19 protein-coding genes are annotated in these 19,558 nt (G+C 53.7%); 14 read left to right on the top strand and 5 right to left on the bottom strand.

Going from position 1 to position 19,558, the window contains the following annotated elements:
• Window positions 1-25 precede the first annotated feature (25 nt).
• The 3 genes from M2119_RS01410 (at window position 26) to M2119_RS01400 (ending at window position 5,640) form a co-directional block, all read left to right on the top strand.
• Entirely contained in the window at window positions 26-2,008 is a 1,983-nt protein-coding gene (locus tag M2119_RS01410; protein WP_280803192.1) for a site-specific DNA-methyltransferase, read from the top strand.
• Window positions 2,005-4,953 (top strand): DEAD/DEAH box helicase family protein, encoded by a 2,949-nt coding sequence (locus M2119_RS01405; RefSeq protein WP_280803191.1) that lies wholly within the window; start codon window positions 2,005-2,007, stop codon window positions 4,951-4,953. Before M2119_RS01410 ends, M2119_RS01405 begins: the two co-directional genes overlap by 4 nt.
• A gap of 111 nt (window positions 4,954-5,064) precedes the next feature.
• Window positions 5,065-5,640 carry a nitroreductase family protein gene (locus M2119_RS01400; RefSeq protein ID WP_280803190.1) on the top strand — a complete coding sequence of 192 codons (576 nt, stop codon included), beginning with the start codon at window positions 5,065-5,067 and terminating at the stop codon, window positions 5,638-5,640.
• 60 nt (window positions 5,641-5,700) lie between these two features.
• Here the strand turns inward: M2119_RS01400 and M2119_RS01395 are convergent, their stop codons facing one another.
• Together M2119_RS01395 and M2119_RS01390 are read right to left on the bottom strand one after the other, a co-directional pair.
• The gene (locus M2119_RS01395; RefSeq protein ID WP_280803189.1) at window positions 5,701-6,744 is read right to left on the bottom strand and encodes a threonine aldolase family protein; all 1,044 of its coding nucleotides are present in this window, start codon (window positions 6,742-6,744) and stop codon (window positions 5,701-5,703) included.
• A 32-nt stretch (window positions 6,745-6,776) separates the two neighbouring features.
• Window positions 6,777-8,135 (bottom strand): DUF6421 family protein, encoded by a 1,359-nt coding sequence (locus M2119_RS01390; RefSeq protein ID WP_280803188.1) that lies wholly within the window; start codon window positions 8,133-8,135, stop codon window positions 6,777-6,779.
• A gap of 127 nt (window positions 8,136-8,262) precedes the next feature.
• Between M2119_RS01390 and M2119_RS01385 the strand changes: the two genes are divergently transcribed.
• Both M2119_RS01385 and M2119_RS01380 read left to right on the top strand, forming a co-directional pair.
• A complete protein-coding gene (locus M2119_RS01385; protein ID WP_280803187.1) occupies window positions 8,263-9,096 on the top strand; it encodes an SDR family NAD(P)-dependent oxidoreductase in 834 nt (277 codons plus the stop codon).
• 48 nt (window positions 9,097-9,144) lie between these two features.
• Window positions 9,145-9,738: a hypothetical protein gene (locus tag M2119_RS01380; RefSeq protein ID WP_280803186.1), complete on the top strand. Its 594-nt coding sequence runs from the start codon at window positions 9,145-9,147 to the stop codon at window positions 9,736-9,738.
• On the opposite strand, the gene M2119_RS01375 is transcribed toward M2119_RS01380, so the two are convergent.
• Genes M2119_RS01375 through M2119_RS01365 form a run of 3 tightly spaced genes read right to left on the bottom strand, consistent with a single transcriptional unit; the run spans window position 9,735 to window position 11,594 of the window.
• Entirely contained in the window at window positions 9,735-10,070 is a 336-nt protein-coding gene (locus tag M2119_RS01375) for a hypothetical protein (protein ID WP_280803185.1), read from the bottom strand. The two genes, M2119_RS01380 and M2119_RS01375, sit on opposite strands and share 4 nt — an antisense overlap.
• An 8-nt stretch (window positions 10,071-10,078) precedes the next feature.
• A complete protein-coding gene (locus tag M2119_RS01370) occupies window positions 10,079-10,912 on the bottom strand; it encodes an exodeoxyribonuclease III (protein WP_280803184.1) in 834 nt (277 codons plus the stop codon).
• 4 nt (window positions 10,913-10,916) lie between these two features.
• Window positions 10,917-11,594: an Abi family protein gene (locus M2119_RS01365; RefSeq protein WP_280803183.1), complete on the bottom strand. Its 678-nt coding sequence runs from the start codon at window positions 11,592-11,594 to the stop codon at window positions 10,917-10,919.
• A 166-nt stretch (window positions 11,595-11,760) separates the two neighbouring features.
• Here M2119_RS01365 and pyrE point away from each other — a divergent pair, with 166 nt between their 5' ends.
• The 9 genes from pyrE to M2119_RS01320 all read left to right on the top strand — a co-directional run bounded on the left by pyrE (window position 11,761) and on the right by M2119_RS01320 (window position 19,521).
• Window positions 11,761-12,315 carry an orotate phosphoribosyltransferase gene (pyrE, locus tag M2119_RS01360; protein ID WP_280803182.1) on the top strand — a complete coding sequence of 185 codons (555 nt, stop codon included), beginning with the start codon at window positions 11,761-11,763 and terminating at the stop codon, window positions 12,313-12,315.
• A 62-nt stretch (window positions 12,316-12,377) separates the two neighbouring features.
• Window positions 12,378-12,959: a TrmH family RNA methyltransferase gene (locus M2119_RS01355; protein ID WP_280804436.1), complete on the top strand. Its 582-nt coding sequence runs from the start codon at window positions 12,378-12,380 to the stop codon at window positions 12,957-12,959.
• A gap of 11 nt (window positions 12,960-12,970) precedes the next feature.
• Complete coding sequence (locus M2119_RS01350) at window positions 12,971-13,594, top strand: class I SAM-dependent methyltransferase (protein ID WP_280803181.1); 624 nt, start codon at window positions 12,971-12,973, stop codon at window positions 13,592-13,594.
• 98 nt (window positions 13,595-13,692) lie between these two features.
• The gene (locus tag M2119_RS01345) at window positions 13,693-14,979 is read left to right on the top strand and encodes an adenylosuccinate synthase (protein WP_280803180.1); all 1,287 of its coding nucleotides are present in this window, start codon (window positions 13,693-13,695) and stop codon (window positions 14,977-14,979) included.
• Between the two features lie 83 nt (window positions 14,980-15,062).
• Complete coding sequence (locus M2119_RS01340; RefSeq protein WP_280803179.1) at window positions 15,063-15,977, top strand: DMT family transporter; 915 nt, start codon at window positions 15,063-15,065, stop codon at window positions 15,975-15,977.
• Between the two features lie 24 nt (window positions 15,978-16,001).
• A complete protein-coding gene (locus M2119_RS01335) occupies window positions 16,002-16,304 on the top strand; it encodes a chorismate mutase (protein WP_280803178.1) in 303 nt (100 codons plus the stop codon).
• Complete coding sequence (locus M2119_RS01330) at window positions 16,305-17,075, top strand: IclR family transcriptional regulator (protein WP_280803177.1); 771 nt, start codon at window positions 16,305-16,307, stop codon at window positions 17,073-17,075.
• 139 nt (window positions 17,076-17,214) lie between these two features.
• Window positions 17,215-18,441: a cytochrome P450 gene (locus tag M2119_RS01325; RefSeq protein WP_280803176.1), complete on the top strand. Its 1,227-nt coding sequence runs from the start codon at window positions 17,215-17,217 to the stop codon at window positions 18,439-18,441.
• A 9-nt stretch (window positions 18,442-18,450) separates the two neighbouring features.
• Window positions 18,451-19,521 (top strand): PEP/pyruvate-binding domain-containing protein, encoded by a 1,071-nt coding sequence (locus M2119_RS01320; protein ID WP_280803175.1) that lies wholly within the window; start codon window positions 18,451-18,453, stop codon window positions 19,519-19,521.
• The last annotated feature ends 37 nt before the right edge of the window (window positions 19,522-19,558 follow it).

Genomic DNA, 19,558 nt, shown 5'->3' with positions numbered 1-19,558 from the left:
TGTTGTCGCGATCAAAGGGGAAATTGTGGCAAAGTCACTGCTCGAACAATTGCCAGAAATTGTTAAGAACGCAAAACGTCAAGCAAAACAGATACTAGAACAGCTTGAGGGCCAGAACCGGGTGAGCCTGCAAACACGTGAACTTGTAGTTCCTGCTCGAGACACTTCAGCTTTGATCTCTTCTGGACAAACACTTGAAGATGTTCCAGAGGACCCCAATCGTCTCATTTATGGCGACAATCTCCTTGCGATGGCGGCACTCCTCGCAGGAGATGACAATACCCCAAGTATGCGAGGCAAAGTAGATCTCATATATATAGATCCTCCCTTTGATTCAAAAGCAGATTATCGAATAAACATAGAATTGCCTGGTTTTGAGCTAGACCAAAAACCAACAACTGTCGAGCAATTTGCATATTCTGATACTTGGTCTGAGGGGACAGCTTCATATTTGGAAATGATTACTCCCCGCTTGATATTGATGCGTGAATTGCTTTCAGATACAGGCACTTTGTTCGTACATTTGGACGGAAAAGTTGGCCATTACGTCAAGATAATGCTTGATGAGATCTTTGCCAAAGAAAATTACCGCAACACAATTACTTGGCAACGGGACCCGACTGGGAAGGGCGCTAAACGAACTTCAAAAAAGCTTCCCAATGAATATGACCTAATCTATTTTTATTCAAAAAATAGCGAATACAAGTTCAAGCAACCCCTCAGGGACCTTTCCGCTAAACAGCAGGCCGTATATGACAAAGTTGAGCCTGGAACCGGACGACGATTTAAAAATGTCACACTAGGCGATTACTCCGCTTCAAGCATTGCGCGTATGGAGGAAGAGGGCCTCATTTATACAACTTCAACAGGTAGCAAATACAAAAAGTACTATCTAGATGAAGGCGCGGATGTAGTCGGATCAATTTGGACGGACATCATTGTTTCCACAGGACTAAAGGCTAAAGAAAGCGTTGGGTACAACACTCAAAAACCCACTGCATTGTTGCAACGAATTATTGAGATGGTGACTGACGAAGGAGACATTGTCGCGGACTTCTTTATAGGTTCTGGAACTACTGCAGCAGTAGCCGAGAGGTTGGGCAGAAAATGGATTGCATCTGATCTTGGTAAGCCGGCAATCATGATTACCCGAAAGCGACTTATCGATCTAAACGCAAGGCCATTCCTTCATCTGTCCATTGGCGACTATCAAGTTGAACAAGCGAAAAGCACACTAGGTAAAAAGTTCAATGTTGGAGATTTATCAAGGACGGTCCTCCAAATATTTGGCGCAATGCCTCTTCCCCCTGAAGAAAACACAGGTGGTCAACTTGGCCGTTTAGCGGAGGGAAGCGAACTCATCATTGTTGACAGCCCTTCTCGAGTTACCACGTTGAGTACTTTAAAACGGGCTCAACAGTTACGTGATACAAAAATGGGTGGATTCAAGAGTGTGACAGTTCTAGGGTGGAACTTTTCTGCAGATATTGCTCAAGCTCTCACGAACTTGGGCGATGACAGACTCAACGTTCGAGTCATTCCACCAGATTTACTTGACCGTCTCAAAAAGAAGGGTGTAGAGGGTCTAGCCGGAAACATCCGCTTCTCGACTCTCCAGTACCTTGAGGCACACCTTGAAGGCCGATTCACTTCTGAGACTTCGGAGCAACTCACTATTGCACTGGACAACTATGTGCTTGTAGACCCTCAGGCCATCAACCTTGATGAAGATAATCGTGAGAAGTTACTCAAGGTGATGAATGCAGAGCCATTGGCTCTCATTGAGTATTGGGCTGTTGACCCTGACTATGACGGTGTTGTTTTTCGCTCGCTGTGGCAGGACTATCGAGGCAACACGGAAAATGACAATGATCCTCTCCGGGTCATAGCGGAGGCCAATCTGACAGTTGATCGTCTAGACCGAGCTCGTAGAGTCTGTGTTCGTGCGGTGGATGTCTTCGGCTTTGAATCAGAAGTAGTTCTCGATATTCCGGCGGCAGCACGATGAGTGTTGCACCAGCACTAGACCGATTTCCTCTAGCAGAGGGAATCACACAACGCATTTCAGAGGCAGTACATGAGCTCGTGGAGTCGGGTTCGGGCATCTTTGTGAATGAAGTTTCACCGGTGACGGCAGAGCTTCTGAGGTATTGGTTTCAGCGGGATTACTGCGCACTGCGTTCTGCCAATTTTCATGAGGGTCAGCGCGACGCCATTTTGGCGATTGTCTATGCCCACGAGATTCTGGGCGCAGCAACACTTGCCGAACTTTATAACCAGATAGCGCCGCAGGCCATGTTGTCCGGGGATGTATTAGGGGAAGTAACAGACTCTCGCAACGGCCACCCGAAGTACGCAGCCAAGATGGCTACGGGTACTGGAAAGACTTGGGTGCTCAATGCTTTGATGGTCTGGCAACATTTGAACGCTGTTGCTGCGCCTGAAGACGAACGTTTCACCAGTAATTTTTTGCTTGTTGCACCTGGTCTGATTGTGTATGAACGTCTTCTCGACTCATTCCAAGGTCGCGTGGTGGAAGGTCAACGAGTTTTTGAGACCAGCGATATGTATGGAGTAAAGGACTTGTTTGTTCCTGACACCTATCGCCAACAAGTCTTTGGGTTTATTCAATCTTCAGTTGTAACCAAGAAAGACATTGGTCGGAAGGTTACCGGCTCAGGCGTTATCGCCATCACCAACTGGCACTTGCTCGCTGGTCAAGAAGACCCTGACTTCCTAGATGAAGAATCAGATGAAAATGATTTCCTTTCTCTTGGTTCCGATATCGACGAAAAGGAAATGGCTCGGGATCTACTCCCACTTAGTCCAGGTGTTGCTGCTGGAAATGCACTTGATGTCTTGGACCGGAGACATCGACGTGGAGAGGCTCTCGACTTTTTGAAGGATCTTTCAGGTCTGGTCGTTTTCAATGACGAGGCGCACCATATTCACTCGCTGAAGAAGGGCGCGGAAGTCACGGAAGTCGAGTGGCAAAAGAGCCTTCGCGCAATCGCTGCGACGAAGGGTCGCAGATTCATTCAAGTGGATTTTTCTGCAACACCATACAACGAGGTGGGTGGAGGAAGAGGAAAAGAATCTTCCAAGAAATTCTTCCCGCACATTGTTGTTGACTTTGACCTGCGTGCAGCGATGTCCAAGGGATTGGTCAAAACTCTCCTGCTCGACAAGCGCAAAGAAATAGCTGCGCTTCCGCTCGACTTCAAAGTCGAGCGAGATGAATCTGGTTCCATTGCGCTATCAGAAGGCCAACGAGTGATGCTCCGGGCAGGGTTGAAGAAACTCAGCATCTTGGAAGAGCAATTTGCAGAAACTGACCCAACTAAGCATCCCAAAATGATGGTGATCTGTGAGGACACCTCAGTCGTGCCTCTAGTTGAAGAATTTCTCTATTCCACCGGCATGAGCGAAGAAGATGTGCTCAGTGTTCACTCGGGGAAAAAAGCAGAATTAGGCGAGAAAGAATGGGCACCTGTTCGCGAACGACTCTTCGCTCTAGATAGCCATGCATCACCCAAAGTTGTCGTGAGCGTACTCATGCTTCGGGAGGGATTTGATGTAAACAACATCTGCGTAGTGGTCCCGCTTCGTTCAGCTGGCTCTTCGATTCTTCTTGAACAGACCATAGGTCGTGGTTTGCGTTTGATGTGGCGCGGCGATAGCGGAATTGATGAACTCAAACAAGAAAACCGAGCGCGAATTAGACAAAAGTTAGAACCGACAAACTATTTCGACATGTTGTTCATCGTTGAGCATCCAAATTTTCAGAAGTTCTATGACGAACTGATTTCAGGTGGTCTTGTCGGTGAAATCAGTGACGATGAATCTTCGACTCGTGCAGCTGGTGATCTTGAGCGTATCGAGCTCAGGGACGGTTTTGAAAAGTTTGATTTTGAAGTTCCTTTTGTTGTCCGTGACGCTGACGAGGAGATGCGCGCCCCGAGTATTGACCCTCTCACGTTGGAAAAATCGAAATATCCTCTGAATGTATTGATCTCCGCGATAGGTAAGGGTGACAGTTTCACTTCTGTGGCCGTTGAGACAGGGACCCAATTCGGTGACTATCGGGTAGATGGCGGAGTGATGACCGCAACTGGCTATAACGATTACCTCAGTCGCCTCGCTACGCGGATTACAGAAGCACATACTCGGGCATTTGTGACGACGACGCAACAATATAAGAAAGTTGCTCAATACCCTGTCATGCAGGCATACAAGCCCCTCCTAATTGGGTGGCTCAACACGTATATCCGAGGACGCCTGTTTGGGCAGCAATTTGATCCCATGGAGGGGGAGAATTGGCGCGTGTTGCTCCTCAAAGACGTCGCTGAAGATATCGCGGGTCAATTTGGATCATTGCTTGTGGAACTTCAAGAAAACGTTTCAGTTGATACTGCAGAAGTTATGTATCGCTGGGTTTCAGAAGTGTCCGAAATCACGGTGAGATCAAGTGCCTCCGTAGATGTAACCAAGAGCATCTTTGAGAAGCTGCCCTACCCCACGCAAGGTGGAGGGTTGGAACGTGACTTTATGCTCTGGGCAGATTCCGACAGCAACGTTGAAGCCTTCATCAAACTCCATGAATATAAGCACGACTTTATGCGTCGCCCGTATTTGAAGGCAGACGGTATGCCTGCTCAATATTCTCCGGACTTCCTCGTCAAGACAACTGACCGCGTCTACGTGGTAGAGACCAAGTCTCAATCGGGTCTCGCTGACCAGAACGTTTTGCGTAAACAGCGTTCTGCGGTTTCTTGGTGTGAACGAATTAATTCCTTATCGGCAAATCAGAGAGATAATAGGACATGGCACTACGTTTTGGCAGGCGAGTCTGCCGTCCGTAACAATATGACTAATGGCTCTCGATGCACCGACTATCTCAATATCGCTCGTCTTATTGAAGATGACCGTGGCGATGCTGGTCAACTGTTTTAGATAACTTCTCATCTTCGGGAATAACAGAGGGGGTATCCGGTTATCTCAATCGGATACCCGCCACTGTTGCCGGATAGTTCATCAATATCAGTCCTCAACATAAGGAAAAGAATGTCTCGTCACGCGACTACCAGCACCCCCATCAACCCCGTCCTTGCAGAGCGTTGGAGCCCACGCTCCTACGACACCACCGCAGTCCTCACCCCTGCTGACCTGACCGCCTCGTTCGAAGCAGCACGCTGGTCGCCTTCAGCAAACAACAGCCAGCCTTGGACCTACCTCGTCGGCTTCCGTGGCGATGACACCTTCAACGCAATTCTTCCCACCCTTGCAGGCTGGAACTCGGCATGGATGCCCAACGCTTCCGCCATCGTGATCGCGATAGCTCAGGTTGCTGACGCGGAAGGTAAGGCAAACCCTTACGCAGCGTACGACCTCGGCCAGTCCGTAGCTCACTTCTCTGTTCAGGCACACACCGATGGATACCACGTTCACCAGGTTGCGGGCACCGATGCTGCAGCACTGAAGGAAGCATTCAACATTCCTGAAGGGTATGAAGCACTCGTTGCAATGACCGTAGGCAAGCTTGCTCCTGCAAGTGAGCTTCCTGAAGCCCTTGAAGAGCGTGAAAACGCTCCTCGTGTGCGCAAGGACCTCAGCGAAGTAGTGCACTACACACAGTTCTAAGTCGCGAAGAGTTTCATCGCCAAAAAAGACCCCCTCGGAAGAGGGGGTCTTTTTGTTCGGCTAGACCAGCTTTTTGACAGCTTCGATGAAGTAGTCCACATCATCCTCGGTTGTGTCCCAGGCACACATCCAACGCACTTCACCGGTGGCAGGGTTCCAGTCATAGAAACGAAATTCTTTGCGTAGCTCGTCGGCGACACCGGCAGGAAGAATGACAAAGACACCGTTGGACTGAGTTTTCTGAGTGAAAGTAATGCTCGAAATTCCTTCGAGACCCTTCCGCAGACGTTGAGCCATCTGGTTGGCATGGTTAGCCAAGTGGTGCCACAGATCACCCTCGAGTAAAGCGGTGAGCTGTGCGGAAGTGAAGCGCATTTTGGAAGATAACTGCATGTTCATTTTGCGCAGATAAATCAGACCGTTGACTGCTTCAGGGTTCAGCACAACAACAGCTTCTGCCCCCATCAGGCCGTTCTTGGTGCCACCAAAGCTGAGCACATCCACGCCGGCATCTCGGGTGAAGGCACGGAAAGGAACACCGAGGGATGCCGCGGCATTAGAAATGCGTGCGCCATCCATGTGGAGTTTCATGCCGAGGGAGTGGGCGTGATCGGCTATGGCCGTCACTTCCTCGGGGGTGTAGACGGTTCCCAGTTCGGTGGACTGAGTAATAGTGACGGCCAGTGCTTGGGCACGATGTTCATCACCCAGGCCATGGGCCTGAGTATCGATAAGTTCGGGGGTGAGTTTTCCGTCTGGAGTTTCCACGGTCAACAGCTTGAAACCGCCCACGGTTTCTGGAGCTGTTGACTCATCGTTGTTGACGTGAGCGGTCTGGGCACAAATTACCCCGCCCCAGCGGGGAAGCATGGACTGCAGGCTGAGCACATTCGCACCCGTGCCATTGAACACGGGGAAGACCTCGATATCGATGCCGAAGTGGGTGGTCATCACCTGGTGCAGGTGCTCGGTGTAGACATCCTCGCCGTAGGCGATTTGATGTCCACCGTTCACCGCAGCGAGTGCTTCCAGCACTCGGGGGTGCACGCCGGCGTAGTTATCTGAGGCAAAGCCGCGCCAGGCGGCATCATGTACTCGCTGCATGCTCTGAGCCTACGCTCTTAGACCAGTGGAACCTATGCCCGAATCCCAGTGGTTGATACAATCACCGGAGCCATCTTGCGCTGGAGTGCTTCATAGAACATGGAAAGCGGGAACTCGTCTTCCAAGAGCTGGTCGGTCAGGCCACCTGGCTCCCCAGCAACGGGGAGAGCATCGGCTCCCTTTGCCCAGACAGACGCGGGGTGGGGAGTAAGTGTGGAGGCAACCAAGTCATAGGCGGCCAGCCAGTGTGCGGTCTTGGGACGGTCAATCGAGCGCCAATACAACTCGTCGATGGCATCGCCGAGTTCCACCACGACATCGGGCAGTTTTGCCCAGTCGATGGAGAGTGTGTTGTTGGTCCAGTGCAGCACGCCATGCTGGTGCATCCAGGCAAAGAGCAACTGACCGGCGACAGCGTCGTAGTTCCGCACGCGGGTGCCGGTCACAGCAAAGCGGAAGATGCGGTCAAAGACCACGGCATATTGCACCAGTCGTGCGTGGTGACGCGTCTCAGGGTCAGCAGAGCCACCCCGCTCGATTTTCACGCATTCACGGAAAGCAGTGAGGTCACAGCGGAGCTCTTCCAGGCCATAGAGGTAGAAGGGCATGCGCTGCTTGATCATGAAAGGGTCGAACGGCAGGTCGCCACTCATGTGGGTGCGGTCGTGAATGAGATCCCACATGATGAAAGTTTCTTCCGCGAGCCTCTGGTTGGTGAGCAACTCAGCAGCGTCAGCAGGAAGCTCGAGACCGGTAATCTCGGCAGCCGCTTTCGTGACCACGGCGAAGCGGGCAGCTTCGCGGTCTTGGAAGATTGCGCCCCAGGTGAAGGCAGGGACCTCGCGCATCGCGACAGTCTCGGGGAACAACACGGCAGAGTTGGTGTCATAACCCGGAGTGAAGTCGATAAAGCGCACGGGGACAAACAACTTGTTGGAGTAATCCCCGGCTTCGAGCTCGGCGATGAAGTCTGGCCACATTACTTCGATGAGCACAGCCTCGATGAAACGGTTGGTGCTGCCGTTCTGGGTGTACATCGGAAAGAGTACGAGGTGGCGCACACCGTTGACCCGGTTCGCTGCAGGGGCGAACTCGAGGATGGAATCCAAGAAGTCGGGCTCGGCAAAATCACTCGCCCCCCATTTACCCAGGTCCAAAATCACGGCACTGAGGTAGGACGCATCGTGGGGGAACGCGGGAGAGAGCTCGGTAATAGCATCCACCAGGACAGCTACAAGTTCACGAGCCTGACCGTGGTGGGCAACGTCTGGGATTGAACCGTCCTTGATTTGCAACCCCTGCAGTGCAGTCGCCGCATTCTTGAGCGACAGCCAGGCTGGAGTGGTGGCCGTGATGTCCACTGCTGCGGTGAGGTCGAGGAGTTGTGTCATGGTTCCACGCTACGCCTGAATCCGCGCACATTTCAGCGAAATCTTGCGTAGAAACGGCGATTTTTGCCGTGTTTACGCATCAATTCTGTGCCTGAACGCACAGAATCAGCGTGAGTACGATGGAACTATGACCTTCACAGTTGCAGGCTCCAGAATCCTCATCACCGGCGCAGCCATGGGGATGGGCAAGCTTTATGCCCAGCGTGCGGTCGCCGAAGGTGCCGCTGCTGTCATTCTCTGGGACATCAACAAAGCGGCCCTGTCGGAAACGACGAAGGAACTGCTTTCGTTTGCTGGTTCCCAGCAGAAGATTGTTCCCATGCTCGTGGATATTGCTGAGCGCACCGCGATCGAAAAAGCAGCAGCTAAAGTCCGTGACGACCTGGGCGGGGTGGATGTCATTATCAACAACGCCGGCGTTGTTCGGGGCACCTTCTTCTGGGATCACGAGAACGAGCGTGACACCGAGTTCATCATGAAGATCAACGCTCTTGCCCCCATGTTCATCACACATGAATTCCTCAGCGGCATGATCGATGCCGAACGCCCGGCCCGCATTGTGAACATTGCCTCAGCTGCTGGAACACTCGCCAACCCCAAGATGAGTGTTTACGCTTCCAGTAAGTGGGCATTAATCGGCTGGAGTGATTCGGTTCGACTCGAGCTTTCCCAGCAACATTTTGACCACGTTCAAGTGACCACGGTGTGCCCGAGCTATATTGCCACGGGCATGTTTGAGGGAGTCAAGGGTCCGCTGATGACCCCCATCATGCAACCTGATTACGTGGTCAATCGGGTGTGGAAAGCCATGATTCAGGGCAAGCCCATGCTCATGCTGCCGTGGACCGTGCACCTGTCTAAAGTTCTCAAGGGCATCTTGCCGCTGCGCTGGTTTGATGCCATCGCGGGCAAGGTTTTTGGTGTCTACAACACCATGGATCATTTCACCGGTCGCAAGTAACCTGCTCTGCCCTTCGGTATCCTTGGAAGGACAAGCAGGGGAGGCGAGATGCTCGACTGGCGCATCTGGCGCGGGAGCAAGGACACGGTTAAATACCAGCTCCCCACTGTCGAAGACTCCGCAGCCGATGGCTATGCCATGGCCCGGCAAGCAGCATTGATGGAGCTGAAGAATCGCATTCTCATCCATGCCATTCGCCAACCGGGTGCCGTGGACACAGAGCTCTTTATCGTGCCGGCAGGCGAAGTACTTTCTCAGCTCTCCCGTGAACATCAAGAACTTGCAGAAAAGCTCGAGAAGAAGTTGGCTCGCGCTCGCAAACGTCCCGGTGAAGCGGAATACGGCGACGACTATCGCAAGATTGATGTGAAAAACCTTGTTGTTCGCAAGCAGTCCCTTGAACTTGTCGCAGCGCAGTTAGCCGAGCAAATACACGATGTTGAGCTGGTGCAGTCGTTGATCCAGGAAGCACATTCCCAAGCATGGGCCGAGCTGTCGCGAGAGATGGAACGCTCACTGGATCGGACCGAAGCACTGGAGTTCGGTGACGAACACTACGAAGACGAGCGTGATGACCGACTCCGTCAGTTCATCAATCTCGATTTGGCACAGCTGATCGAAGAAAATACGCCCGAGTATTAACCCTGGGCGAGCGTCACCGTGATGAACACGATGGCCAGCCCCAGAACAAATGCTCCGTAGGTGCCACCGATTCCAATGAGGGCGGTCGTAATGGCATCTTGCTTTTTCACCATCTTGATAATGGAGAAGACGATGCCGGTCAGTGTGACCAGAATGGGTCCTGCCACGGCGAGGTAGTAGCCCAGGCCAAACACCACCATGTTGCACGAGGTGCTGCACCCGTCCGAGGCCATCGCCAGCATGAGGGCAGGGACAAAGAGAACAACATCGCTGATCAGAGCGACCACCAGCAGGACAATTGTGGTCACACGGTTTGCAACGGGAGATTTCATATCAGCACCTACCAAATCATGGGACGGTCGTCTTCGTCCCCGTCACGCATTAAATCAACCACAACCGGTACGTGGTCGCTGGGGCCATCACCTTTGCGCTCGTCGCGCGCGATGACCGCGCTGTCGACGAGCTCCGCAAAGGCGGGGGAGCCCAGAATGAAGTCAATCCGCATGCCCTCGTTCCGGGGGAATCGCAGCTGTTTGTAGTCCCAATAGGTGTAACCCTCGGGGATCAGGGGGCGCACCACATCTTTCAGGCCAACAGCTTCGAAGGCGAAGAAAGCTTCACGCTCGGGAGGTGAGACGTGGGTGCTGCCGGCAAATTCACGAATGTCCCACACGTCGTCGTCATAGGGAACAACGTTCCAGTCACCGAGTAATGCCAGGGGCATATCGGGGGAGTCAGCTAACCAGCCGGCAGTGTCTCGGGCCAAGCCCCGTAGCCACTCGAGTTTGTAGGCATAGTGCGGGTGGTCGAGTTCGCGCCCGTTGGGCACATACAAACTCCACAGACGCACACCGTCCACGGTGGCGGCAATCGCACGCGCTTCCAGCGGAGCGTTGCCGTCAGCGTCTGGTTCGCCAAAGCCGGGCTGAGACGGGAACGTGATCTGCACATCTTCGAGGGGCAGACGCGAGGCGATGGCCACACCGTTCCACTGATTCAGGCCGTGAAGAACGACTTCGTAGCCAGCCGCTGTGAAGGCATCGTAGGGGAACTGGTGATCCCGGCACTTGATCTCTTGCATGCACAGCACGTCAATGTCTTCGCGCACGATGTAGTCGACCACGCGCTCGACGCGCGCACGAATAGAGTTCACGTTCCAGGTGGCAATGCGCATACTTCTAAGTTACCGGCCTGTGTGAAAGTAAATCCTCCAATCGAGAACGAGAACGAATCATGTCCGCTAGAGCTGGTTCTACGAAGCTCGCGACAGATGTAATCAGGTCAAACTTTTCATAAACATCGAGATGAAAAATTTTGTGATGGTGTCCAATCCTGTTCCTTAAATCCCTCAACGGTTCGAACTTTGTTACCAGCTCGTCAGGAGCGCGCGAGGGCAAATTTCTGAAACCTGATGCAAGATCAGGCCACAAAAATCGCTGCTGTTTTGACATCATCTGGTGCCAGAATCCAAAAGACAGCTCTGAAATAATTCGGTTAGGCGTTACTTCCTTGTGTTGGTTGTGAATCCTTCGGGTCGCTTCGTGAATTGCTCTATAAGGTTGCTTGGATTCAGCAGGATTTTCTCGATTTCTTCCCAACTCACCATCGGTGTCAAAGATCCAATGGGATTCTCTACCCAACCTTTGTTGGCGGTATTGCATTTGCAGGTCAATGGTGTTCCTGACACTGACTTCAAGATATGACAGTGATTCCCACAGCGCGGAGGATATCTCTGTGTTCCATTCATATAAGCGAAGAGCTAGCTCATCGTTCCCCGAGCAGGCTTCGAGGTATGGGCGAAGGCGAGCTCCAGCTAAGTAGCGCACCGCGATATCCCACTCGTTCATATTGACCATGTCAGTACCTTGTTTTATTCTTGGATGGAACACCCCGGAACCGTCCCTGTAGTTCTTTACGAACCGATCACACGACCGGGGTTTTTGTATGAGTATTGTTGCCTTCACCACGGACAGTGCACCCGCAACGTCAGTAACCATGCTGGCCGGTCGATAAACTTACGGCATGACTTCTGCACGCGAACAGCTGATTAATTTCATCAAAGAGGAAGCCGTCTTCCACGGAGACTTCACTCTGACCAGCGGCAAGAAGGCCACGTATTACGTGGACATGCGCAAGATCTCCCTCGACCACCGCGTTGCCCCTCTGATCGGTCAGGTCATGCTTGACGTGCTGGCTGAGATTCCGAATGTGGATGCCGTGGGTGGTCTCACCATGGGCGCTGACCCCATCGCCACCGCTGTGTTACACCAAGGTGCTGCTCGGGGGCTGACCTACGACGCTTTTGTTGTGCGCAAGGAACCTAAAGACCACGGCCGAGGTCGCCAGGTCGAAGGACCAGACCTCACCGGTAAGCGCGTCGTCGTGCTCGAAGACACCTCCACCACGGGTGGATCACCACTGAAGGCCATCGAAGCGTTGGAGAAGGTCGGTGCTGAAGTTGTCGGCGTTGCCGTCGTGGTTGACCGTGCCACCGATGCCCGTCAGCGTATTGAAACCGCGGGTTACCCCTACTTCTATGCGATTGCCCTCGAGGACCTCGGTCTCGAGCCTCAGTAGTCGTGACTGATCTTCCTGTTTCACCCACGCATGAGCTGAGCACCTCCGGTGTAGGGCCGTGGATGGGGGAACTCCCGGAGGGGCCCTGGTATGACCAGGAACTACTCGAAAAGGGCGACACCCGTAATGTGATTGACCGGTATCGCTACTGGACCATGGAAGCCATCGTTGCTGACTTGGATGAGAAGCGTCACCCTTTCCACGTTGCCATTGAAAACTGGCAGCACGACATGAACATTGGTTCCATCGTGCGCTCCGCCAATGCGTTCGGTGCGGACACCGTCCACATTGTTGGGCGCCGCCGCTGGAACAAGCGTGGCGCCATGGTCACCGATCGCTACCAGCACGTTCTTCACCACGACACTGTGGCAGACCTCGTGAACTGGGCACAGAAGGAAGACATTCCTCTCCTCGCCATCGATAACGTTCCAGGCTGCGTGAAGATCGAAACTTATGCCCTCCCCGAGCGGTGCCTATTTCTGTTCGGCCAAGAAGGCCCGGGCCTGTCTCCCGAAGCTATTGACGCCGCTGAAGCCGTGATTGAGATTACTCAGTTTGGATCCACCCGGTCTATCAACGCCAGCGCCGCAGCTGCCGTCACCATGCATTCCTGGGTGATGCAGCACGTGGATTTTGAGAAGTAAGAAGAACATTGATGTCGACACCGAACGCAGCCGAAGCCTGGGATAAACGCTATACGGAAGCTGAACTGGTGTGGTCTCAAGAGCCCAACCAATATGTGGTCGAGTATCTCTTGGATCTTCCTACGGGCAACATGCTGGACTTGGGTGGTGGCGAAGGTCGCAATGCCCTGTGGTTTGCCAGCCGCGGGTGGCACGCAGAGAACTCTGACTTCTCTGCTGTCGCGGTAGAGAAATTCTTGCAGCGTGCTGAACAAGCAGGACTGACCGCCCTCTGCACGGGCACTGTTGGTGATGCCACAAACTCACAGTCCTGCACAACTCGTCCGGTTGATCTCAGCGTTCTTGCCTACCTCCAGTTGCCTCCCGCAGACCTGGGGGCTGCACTCGGGGTGGCTATGCTCAACACCCGCCGGGGCGGCACTGTGTTTGGGGTCTGGCATGCCCGGGAAAATGTGACCCGGGGCTTTGGCGGGCCACCTGCTCGTGAGCTGAACCCCAGCATGATGGAGTTGCGTGCGGCGTGTGAAGACCTGCGGTTGAACATTCGCACGCTCGAATTGCGGGAACGTGCCGTCCACGCTGAGGGTCTGGACCACATTGCCATCGATGTGGTTCTTGTCGCCACCGTCGACTAGGGCGTCACCCCGGGAAACAGGGGATTTTTAGCCGGTAGAATGAATTACTGGCAGGTCGCAGTTGCACAGGCCGTACTTCACGACGAGGGGAAATCGTCTTGCCAGCAATTGTGTTGATTGGTGCTCAGTGGGGCGATGAGGGTAAAGGTAAAGCTACCGACCTTCTCGCAGATCGCATCGACTACGTGGTTAAGTTCAACGGCGGAAACAACGCCGGTCACACCGTCGTCATTGGTGATGAGAAGTACGCCCTCCACTTGCTTCCTTCGGGCATCCTGACCCCCGGCGTCACCCCCGTTATTGCGAACGGTGTTGTCATCGACATCTCGGTGCTCTTTGCAGAGCTCGATGCGCTGAACTCTCGCGGTATTGACACCTCGAAGCTGCGGGTGAGTGCGAATGCGCACGTCATCACGGACTACCACCGCACCCTGGACAAGGTGACCGAACGTTTCTTGGGTAAGCGCCAGATCGGCACCACCGGTCGAGGTATTGGACCCACCTATGCAGACAAGATCAACCGGGTGGGTATCCGCATCCAGGACATTTTCGACGAAGGCATTCTGCGCCAGAAGGTCGAAGCTGCGCTCGAGATCAAGAACCACCTGTTGGCCAAGATCTACAACCGCCGTGCCATCTCTGCCGATGCTGTGATTGAAGAACTCCTGTCCTACCGTGAGCGTCTTGCGCCGATGGTGGCAGACACCGCCCTGGAACTCAACCAGGCACTTGAAGCAAACAAGGTCGTGCTGTTTGAGGGTGGCCAGGCCACCATGCTCGACATTGACCACGGAACGTATCCATTTGTCACGTCCTCCAACGCCACCGCCGGTGGCGCCTCGACCGGTTCCGGTATTGGACCCAACAAGGTTGAACGCGTGATTGCCGTCATCAAGGCCTACACAACCCGCGTGGGTGCGGGGCCGTTCCCCACCGAGCTCTTCGACGCTGATGGTGAATTTCTCCGCGCCAAGGGTTTTGAGTTCGGCACCACGACCGGCCGTCCTCGCCGTTGTGGCTGGTACGACGCACCGATTGCTCGCTACACCGCACGTATTAACGGTGTAACCGATTTCGTGCTGACCAAGCTTGATGTGCTTACTGGCCTGGAGAAGATCCCGGTCTGTGTCGCCTACGACGTCGACGGTGTTCGTCACGATGAGGTTCCTGTAAACCAGAGTGACTTCCACCACGCCACCCCCATCTTGGAATACTTCCCCGGGTGGACCGAAGACATCACCGGTGCCCGCAGCTTCAGCGATCTGCCCAAGAATGCTCAGGACTACGTCACTGCTCTGGAAGCTATGAGCGGTGCACGTTTCTCCGCAATTGGTGTGGGTCCTGCCCGCGATGCCATCATCGTGCAACACGACCTCGTCGGCTAACTTCAGTCCACTTCCTTCCCTCCAGTACGTGGGGTTAATTACCCTGCCCGGGAGTGCGTTTCAGGCCCTAGGCTAAACAGGTTATGACTACTCCTGCCGCGACCTATAAACCTGGACAATCTCCGGTTATTGTCACCGCAAAGTTCATTTTCTTGGCCCTGCTCTGGGGCTCCAGCTTCTACTTCATCAAGATCGCAATGAACACCCTGAGCTGGGGACAGATTGCGTGGTCACGGGTGTTAGCCGGCGGTCTTTTCATGCTGGTTGTTCTGATCGTGAGCCGCCAGAAGCTTCCCCGGGACCCCAATCTCTTGGGCCATATCGCTGTGGCAGGCGTGATTGGTATCGGTATTCCGTTCCTGCTCTTCCCCTGGGCGGAGCAATACATCACCTCTGCCGTTGCCACGATCTATAACGGCCTCACTCCGATCATGACCGCCATCATTGCGGTTTATGTGTTGCGCGTGGAGAACTTCAACCGCAGGCAGATCGTTGGCGTACTCGTGGGCCTGGTTGGTCTGCTCGTCGTGATCGCACCGTGGACCCTGACCGAGATTGGTGGCAGCTTCTGGGGTCAGATGGCCTGCATCGGTGCTGCCGTCATGTATGGACTCTCGGGCACCTATCTGAAGAAGTTTGTGTTCCCGAGCGGGGTATCCGTTCGCGCAATGACCATCGTTGAGGTCGGCGCAGCTGTTGTCTTTATGTTGCTGCTCACACCTTTTATCGCTTTAGGTCCCGTCACGATTGACTGGACCACCATCGTCGCTATTGCCGTAATCGGCTTGGGTGGAACAGGTTTGGCCTATCTCTGGTTCAACGATGTGCTCGAGTCCTGGGGGCCCACACGTTCCTCCGCAGTGACTTATGTCATGCCAATTGTGGGCGTACTGCTGGGTGTGCTGTTCTTGGGTGAAAACCTGCACTGGTATGAACCTGTCGGTGGTGCCATCGTGATCGCTGGTGTGCTCATCATGCGCCGGCAATCGAAGAAGTAACACCTCCTGCGCTAACCTGAAAGCATGGCGCACAACGAGATGGACCCTGAGGTCGCAGTAGAACTCGCAGGTATTCGCGAGAGCATCGACAACATCGATGCTGCACTCATTCACATGCTTGCCGAGCGTTTCAAGTTCACCCAGAAGGTCGGCAAGCTCAAAGCCTCCAACGATCTTCCCCCCTCAGACCCCGCGCGTGAAGCACGCCAGGTGGCACGCTTGCGTGCGCTCGCCGAAGAGGCAAACCTTGACCCGACTTTCGCAGAGAAGTGGTTCCGCTTCGTCGTCGAAGAGGTTATTCACCACCACGAGCAGGCCAGAGGTTAAATGCCTAAGGCAGAACAGACAACCTCTCCAAGCGGTGCAAGCGTTACCGCAAGAGCCTTGTCCGTTCTCTCAGCTTTTGAGAACTCTCCGGGCGCCCTCTCAGTTTCCCGTATCGCGCATCGCGCAGGGCTTCCGCTCTCCACTACGTACCGACTCGTTCACGAACTTGAGGAATGGGGCGGTCTAGATAAGGTTGCAGACGGCAAATACCAAGTCGGCATGCGTATTTGGGAATTGGGTCAATTAGCTGGGCGCCGACTTCGTGACCGCGCGCACCCTTTCCTTCAAGACCTCTTCGATCTCACTCATGAGAATGTTCACATGGCAGTTCGGGAGGGAACCCAGACCCTCTACACCGACAAGATTTATGGCTCCAAGAAGGTTCCCCTCATTTCCCGCGTGGGCGGTCGTTTGCCCCTTCATGCCACCGCAGTGGGCCGTGTTTTGTTGGTTGCGCAGCCTGAGTGGTTCGTCGAGGCATATCTCGAACGCGAGTTGGAAGCCCCTACTGCGATGACGGTGACAGATCCCGCCCTTCTGCGAGTTGAAATCGAAGAAGTAAAGCGAACGGGGTATTCCATCACTGTCGAGCAAATGCGAGTGGGTCAATTTTCTCTCGCCCTCCCCGTTGTTGTTGAGGGCCAGACCATTGCGTCTGTGGGAATGGTTCTGGATAAAGGGAAAATCACAGAAGTAAAAAGACTCATGCCTTTGCTCCGGGGAACGGTGGAAAGCATCCAATCGACTCTCTCGGGTAAGTCCATTCGCTAATTTGTAGTCTTTCGTTGTCCGGTGTACCCCGACTGTTTTATTAACTTTTCATCACTTTCTCATTGAGTGAGAAAAGTCTCTAGGTGTTTGCCTCGAACAGCGTGACTATGAAGTTACGCACGTTCAAGGAGGAACGCACATGAGTGCAAAAACTCACCACGGGTATGAGCCCTTCGACATGAAGGACCCTTTTCCTGCCTACGCAGAGCTACGTCGCGAAGAGCCTGTGATGTATGACGAACGCATCGGCTACTACGTCGTTTCTCGATATGAAGATGTCAAGGCAACCTTCGAGGACTGGGAGTCTTTCTCTTCTGAAAATGCTCAAGCTCCTGTGCGCCCTATGGGTGAACCAGCCAAGAAGATCATGGCCGACGGGGGATTCACCGCATATTCCGGACTTTCAGCACGTGTACCGCCAGAGCACACACGTCTTCGCTCTGTAGCTTCTAAAGCGTTTACACCTCGCCGCTACAAAGTTCTCGAACCTGCTATTCGCGAAAACGTCGACATCATGATCGACAAGATGATTGCAGCCGGTGAGCCCGGGGATATTCTCAGCGACATCGCGCATGATCTCCCTACGATTACTATCTTGACGTTGATGGGCGTGCCCATTAGTCGCATCCCAGAAATCAAAAAGTGGTCAGCTAGCCGTGCTCTGATGACTTGGGCAGAGCTCACGGATGAGGAACAGATTCCACACGCGCACAGCTTGGTTGAGTACTGGAACTTCTGCCAAGAAGTAGTCGCAGACAATAAAGCGAACCCTGGTCGCGACAACCTCGTCAATGACTTGCTTGTTCTGCAGGCTGACGGGCATGAAATCTCAGATCACGAAATTGCATCGCTGCTCTACTCCATGCTCTTTGCCGGTCACGAAACGACGACCACTCTGATTTCCAATTCCTTGCGATTGCTCCTGTCAAACCCCGATGCATATCAGGCACTCGTAGCAGAGCCAGAAAAGATTCCTGGGGCTATCGACGAGGTCCTGCGCATGGGTGGCAGCATCGTCGCCTGGCGCCGTAAGGCAACGCGCGATGCAGAAATCGGCGGAGTCAAGATTCCCAAGGACTCAGGAGTACTGCTGCTGATGGGTTCAGCAAACCGAGATGCCGCTGTTTTCGAGAACCCTGATGTCTTCGACATTGGTCGAGAAAATGCACGTAACCACATGTCTTTTGGTTACGGTATCCACTTCTGCCTGGGCAACCTCCTTGCAAAACTGCAAGGCAAAGTTGTCCTGGAGGAAATTACCAAGAAGATGCCCACATTGCGACTCATGCCGGGTGCGGACATCAACTTCATTGAAAACCTCTCCTTCCGGGTGCCAACGTCGGTTCCCGTGGAATGGTCAAACTAAGGAACAACAATGGGTAAATACACCTTCGCTTTCGATAGTACGGAGACACCTGAGCACGATCGCTTGGGCGGCAAGTGCACCAGCCTGGCCATCATGACCAGTGCAGGCATGCCAGTTCCGCCGGGATTCGCAGTTACAACCGATGCATTCGATGCAGTGATGAACCAGACCACCTTGCGTGATCACATTGTGAAGCATTTGGCGGGGCTTGATCCTAACAATGTGGTCGATGTCGACACGCGTGCCGCTCACATTCGTGAGCTCATCATGACGCAGGAAGTTCCAGAGGATGTTCGCGAAGAAACTATCGCGGCCTATCAGAAACTCATGGAACTCTGTGGAGGAGAAGTTCCTGTGGCTGTACGCTCGAGCGCAACTGCAGAGGACCTGCCCGACGCGAGCTTTGCCGGCCAGCAGGACACCTACCTCTGGATCATTGGCCAGGAAGCCGTCATGCTCAAGATTCGTGAGTGCTGGGCGTCTCTCTACACTGCTCGTGCAATTACCTACCGCATGGCGAACAACATCTCTGATGAAGGTCTGTCTATGGCCGTTGCGGTTCAGAAGATGGTTAACTCGCGAACCTCTGGTGTCGCGATGACCATTGACCCCAGCAACGGTGACAAGTCCAAGATCGTGGTGGACTCCAGCTGGGGCTTGGGCGAGATGGTTGTCTCTGGTGAAGTTACCCCTGACAACTTCGTGATTGACAAGGTCATGATGCACATCATTAATCGCATCATCTCCGATAAGCACGAAGAACTCGTTCCTTCCGGCCACGGTACCGTGATCCGCAAGGAAGTTGACGCTGAGCGCCGAAACAGCCCCAGCCTGAGCGATGAAGAACTCATCCAGGTTGCCACTTTGGCTAAGGCAGCTCACAAGCATTACGGCACCGTACAGGACATTGAGTGGGCTATTGATGCCGATCTCCCTGTTGGCGCCAACGTTCTCCTTCTGCAAAGCCGGCCCGAAACGGTCTGGTCGCAGAAGAAGCAGGAAGTGAAAATCACTTCAACCGGTTCCGGCATCGAAGCGATCACAAAGTCGCTGATGGCCCAAATCGGTGACCGGAAGTAAAAACTTCTCACACGCAATACCTGTAACACCACCCTGT

It is taken from the genome of Aurantimicrobium minutum, from assembly GCF_029894165.1.
Lineage (GTDB): Bacteria > Actinomycetota > Actinomycetes > Actinomycetales > Microbacteriaceae > Aurantimicrobium > Aurantimicrobium minutum_A.
The sequence above is the reverse complement of the archived record's forward strand: the minus strand, read 5'-3'. Positions and strand labels throughout refer to the sequence as shown.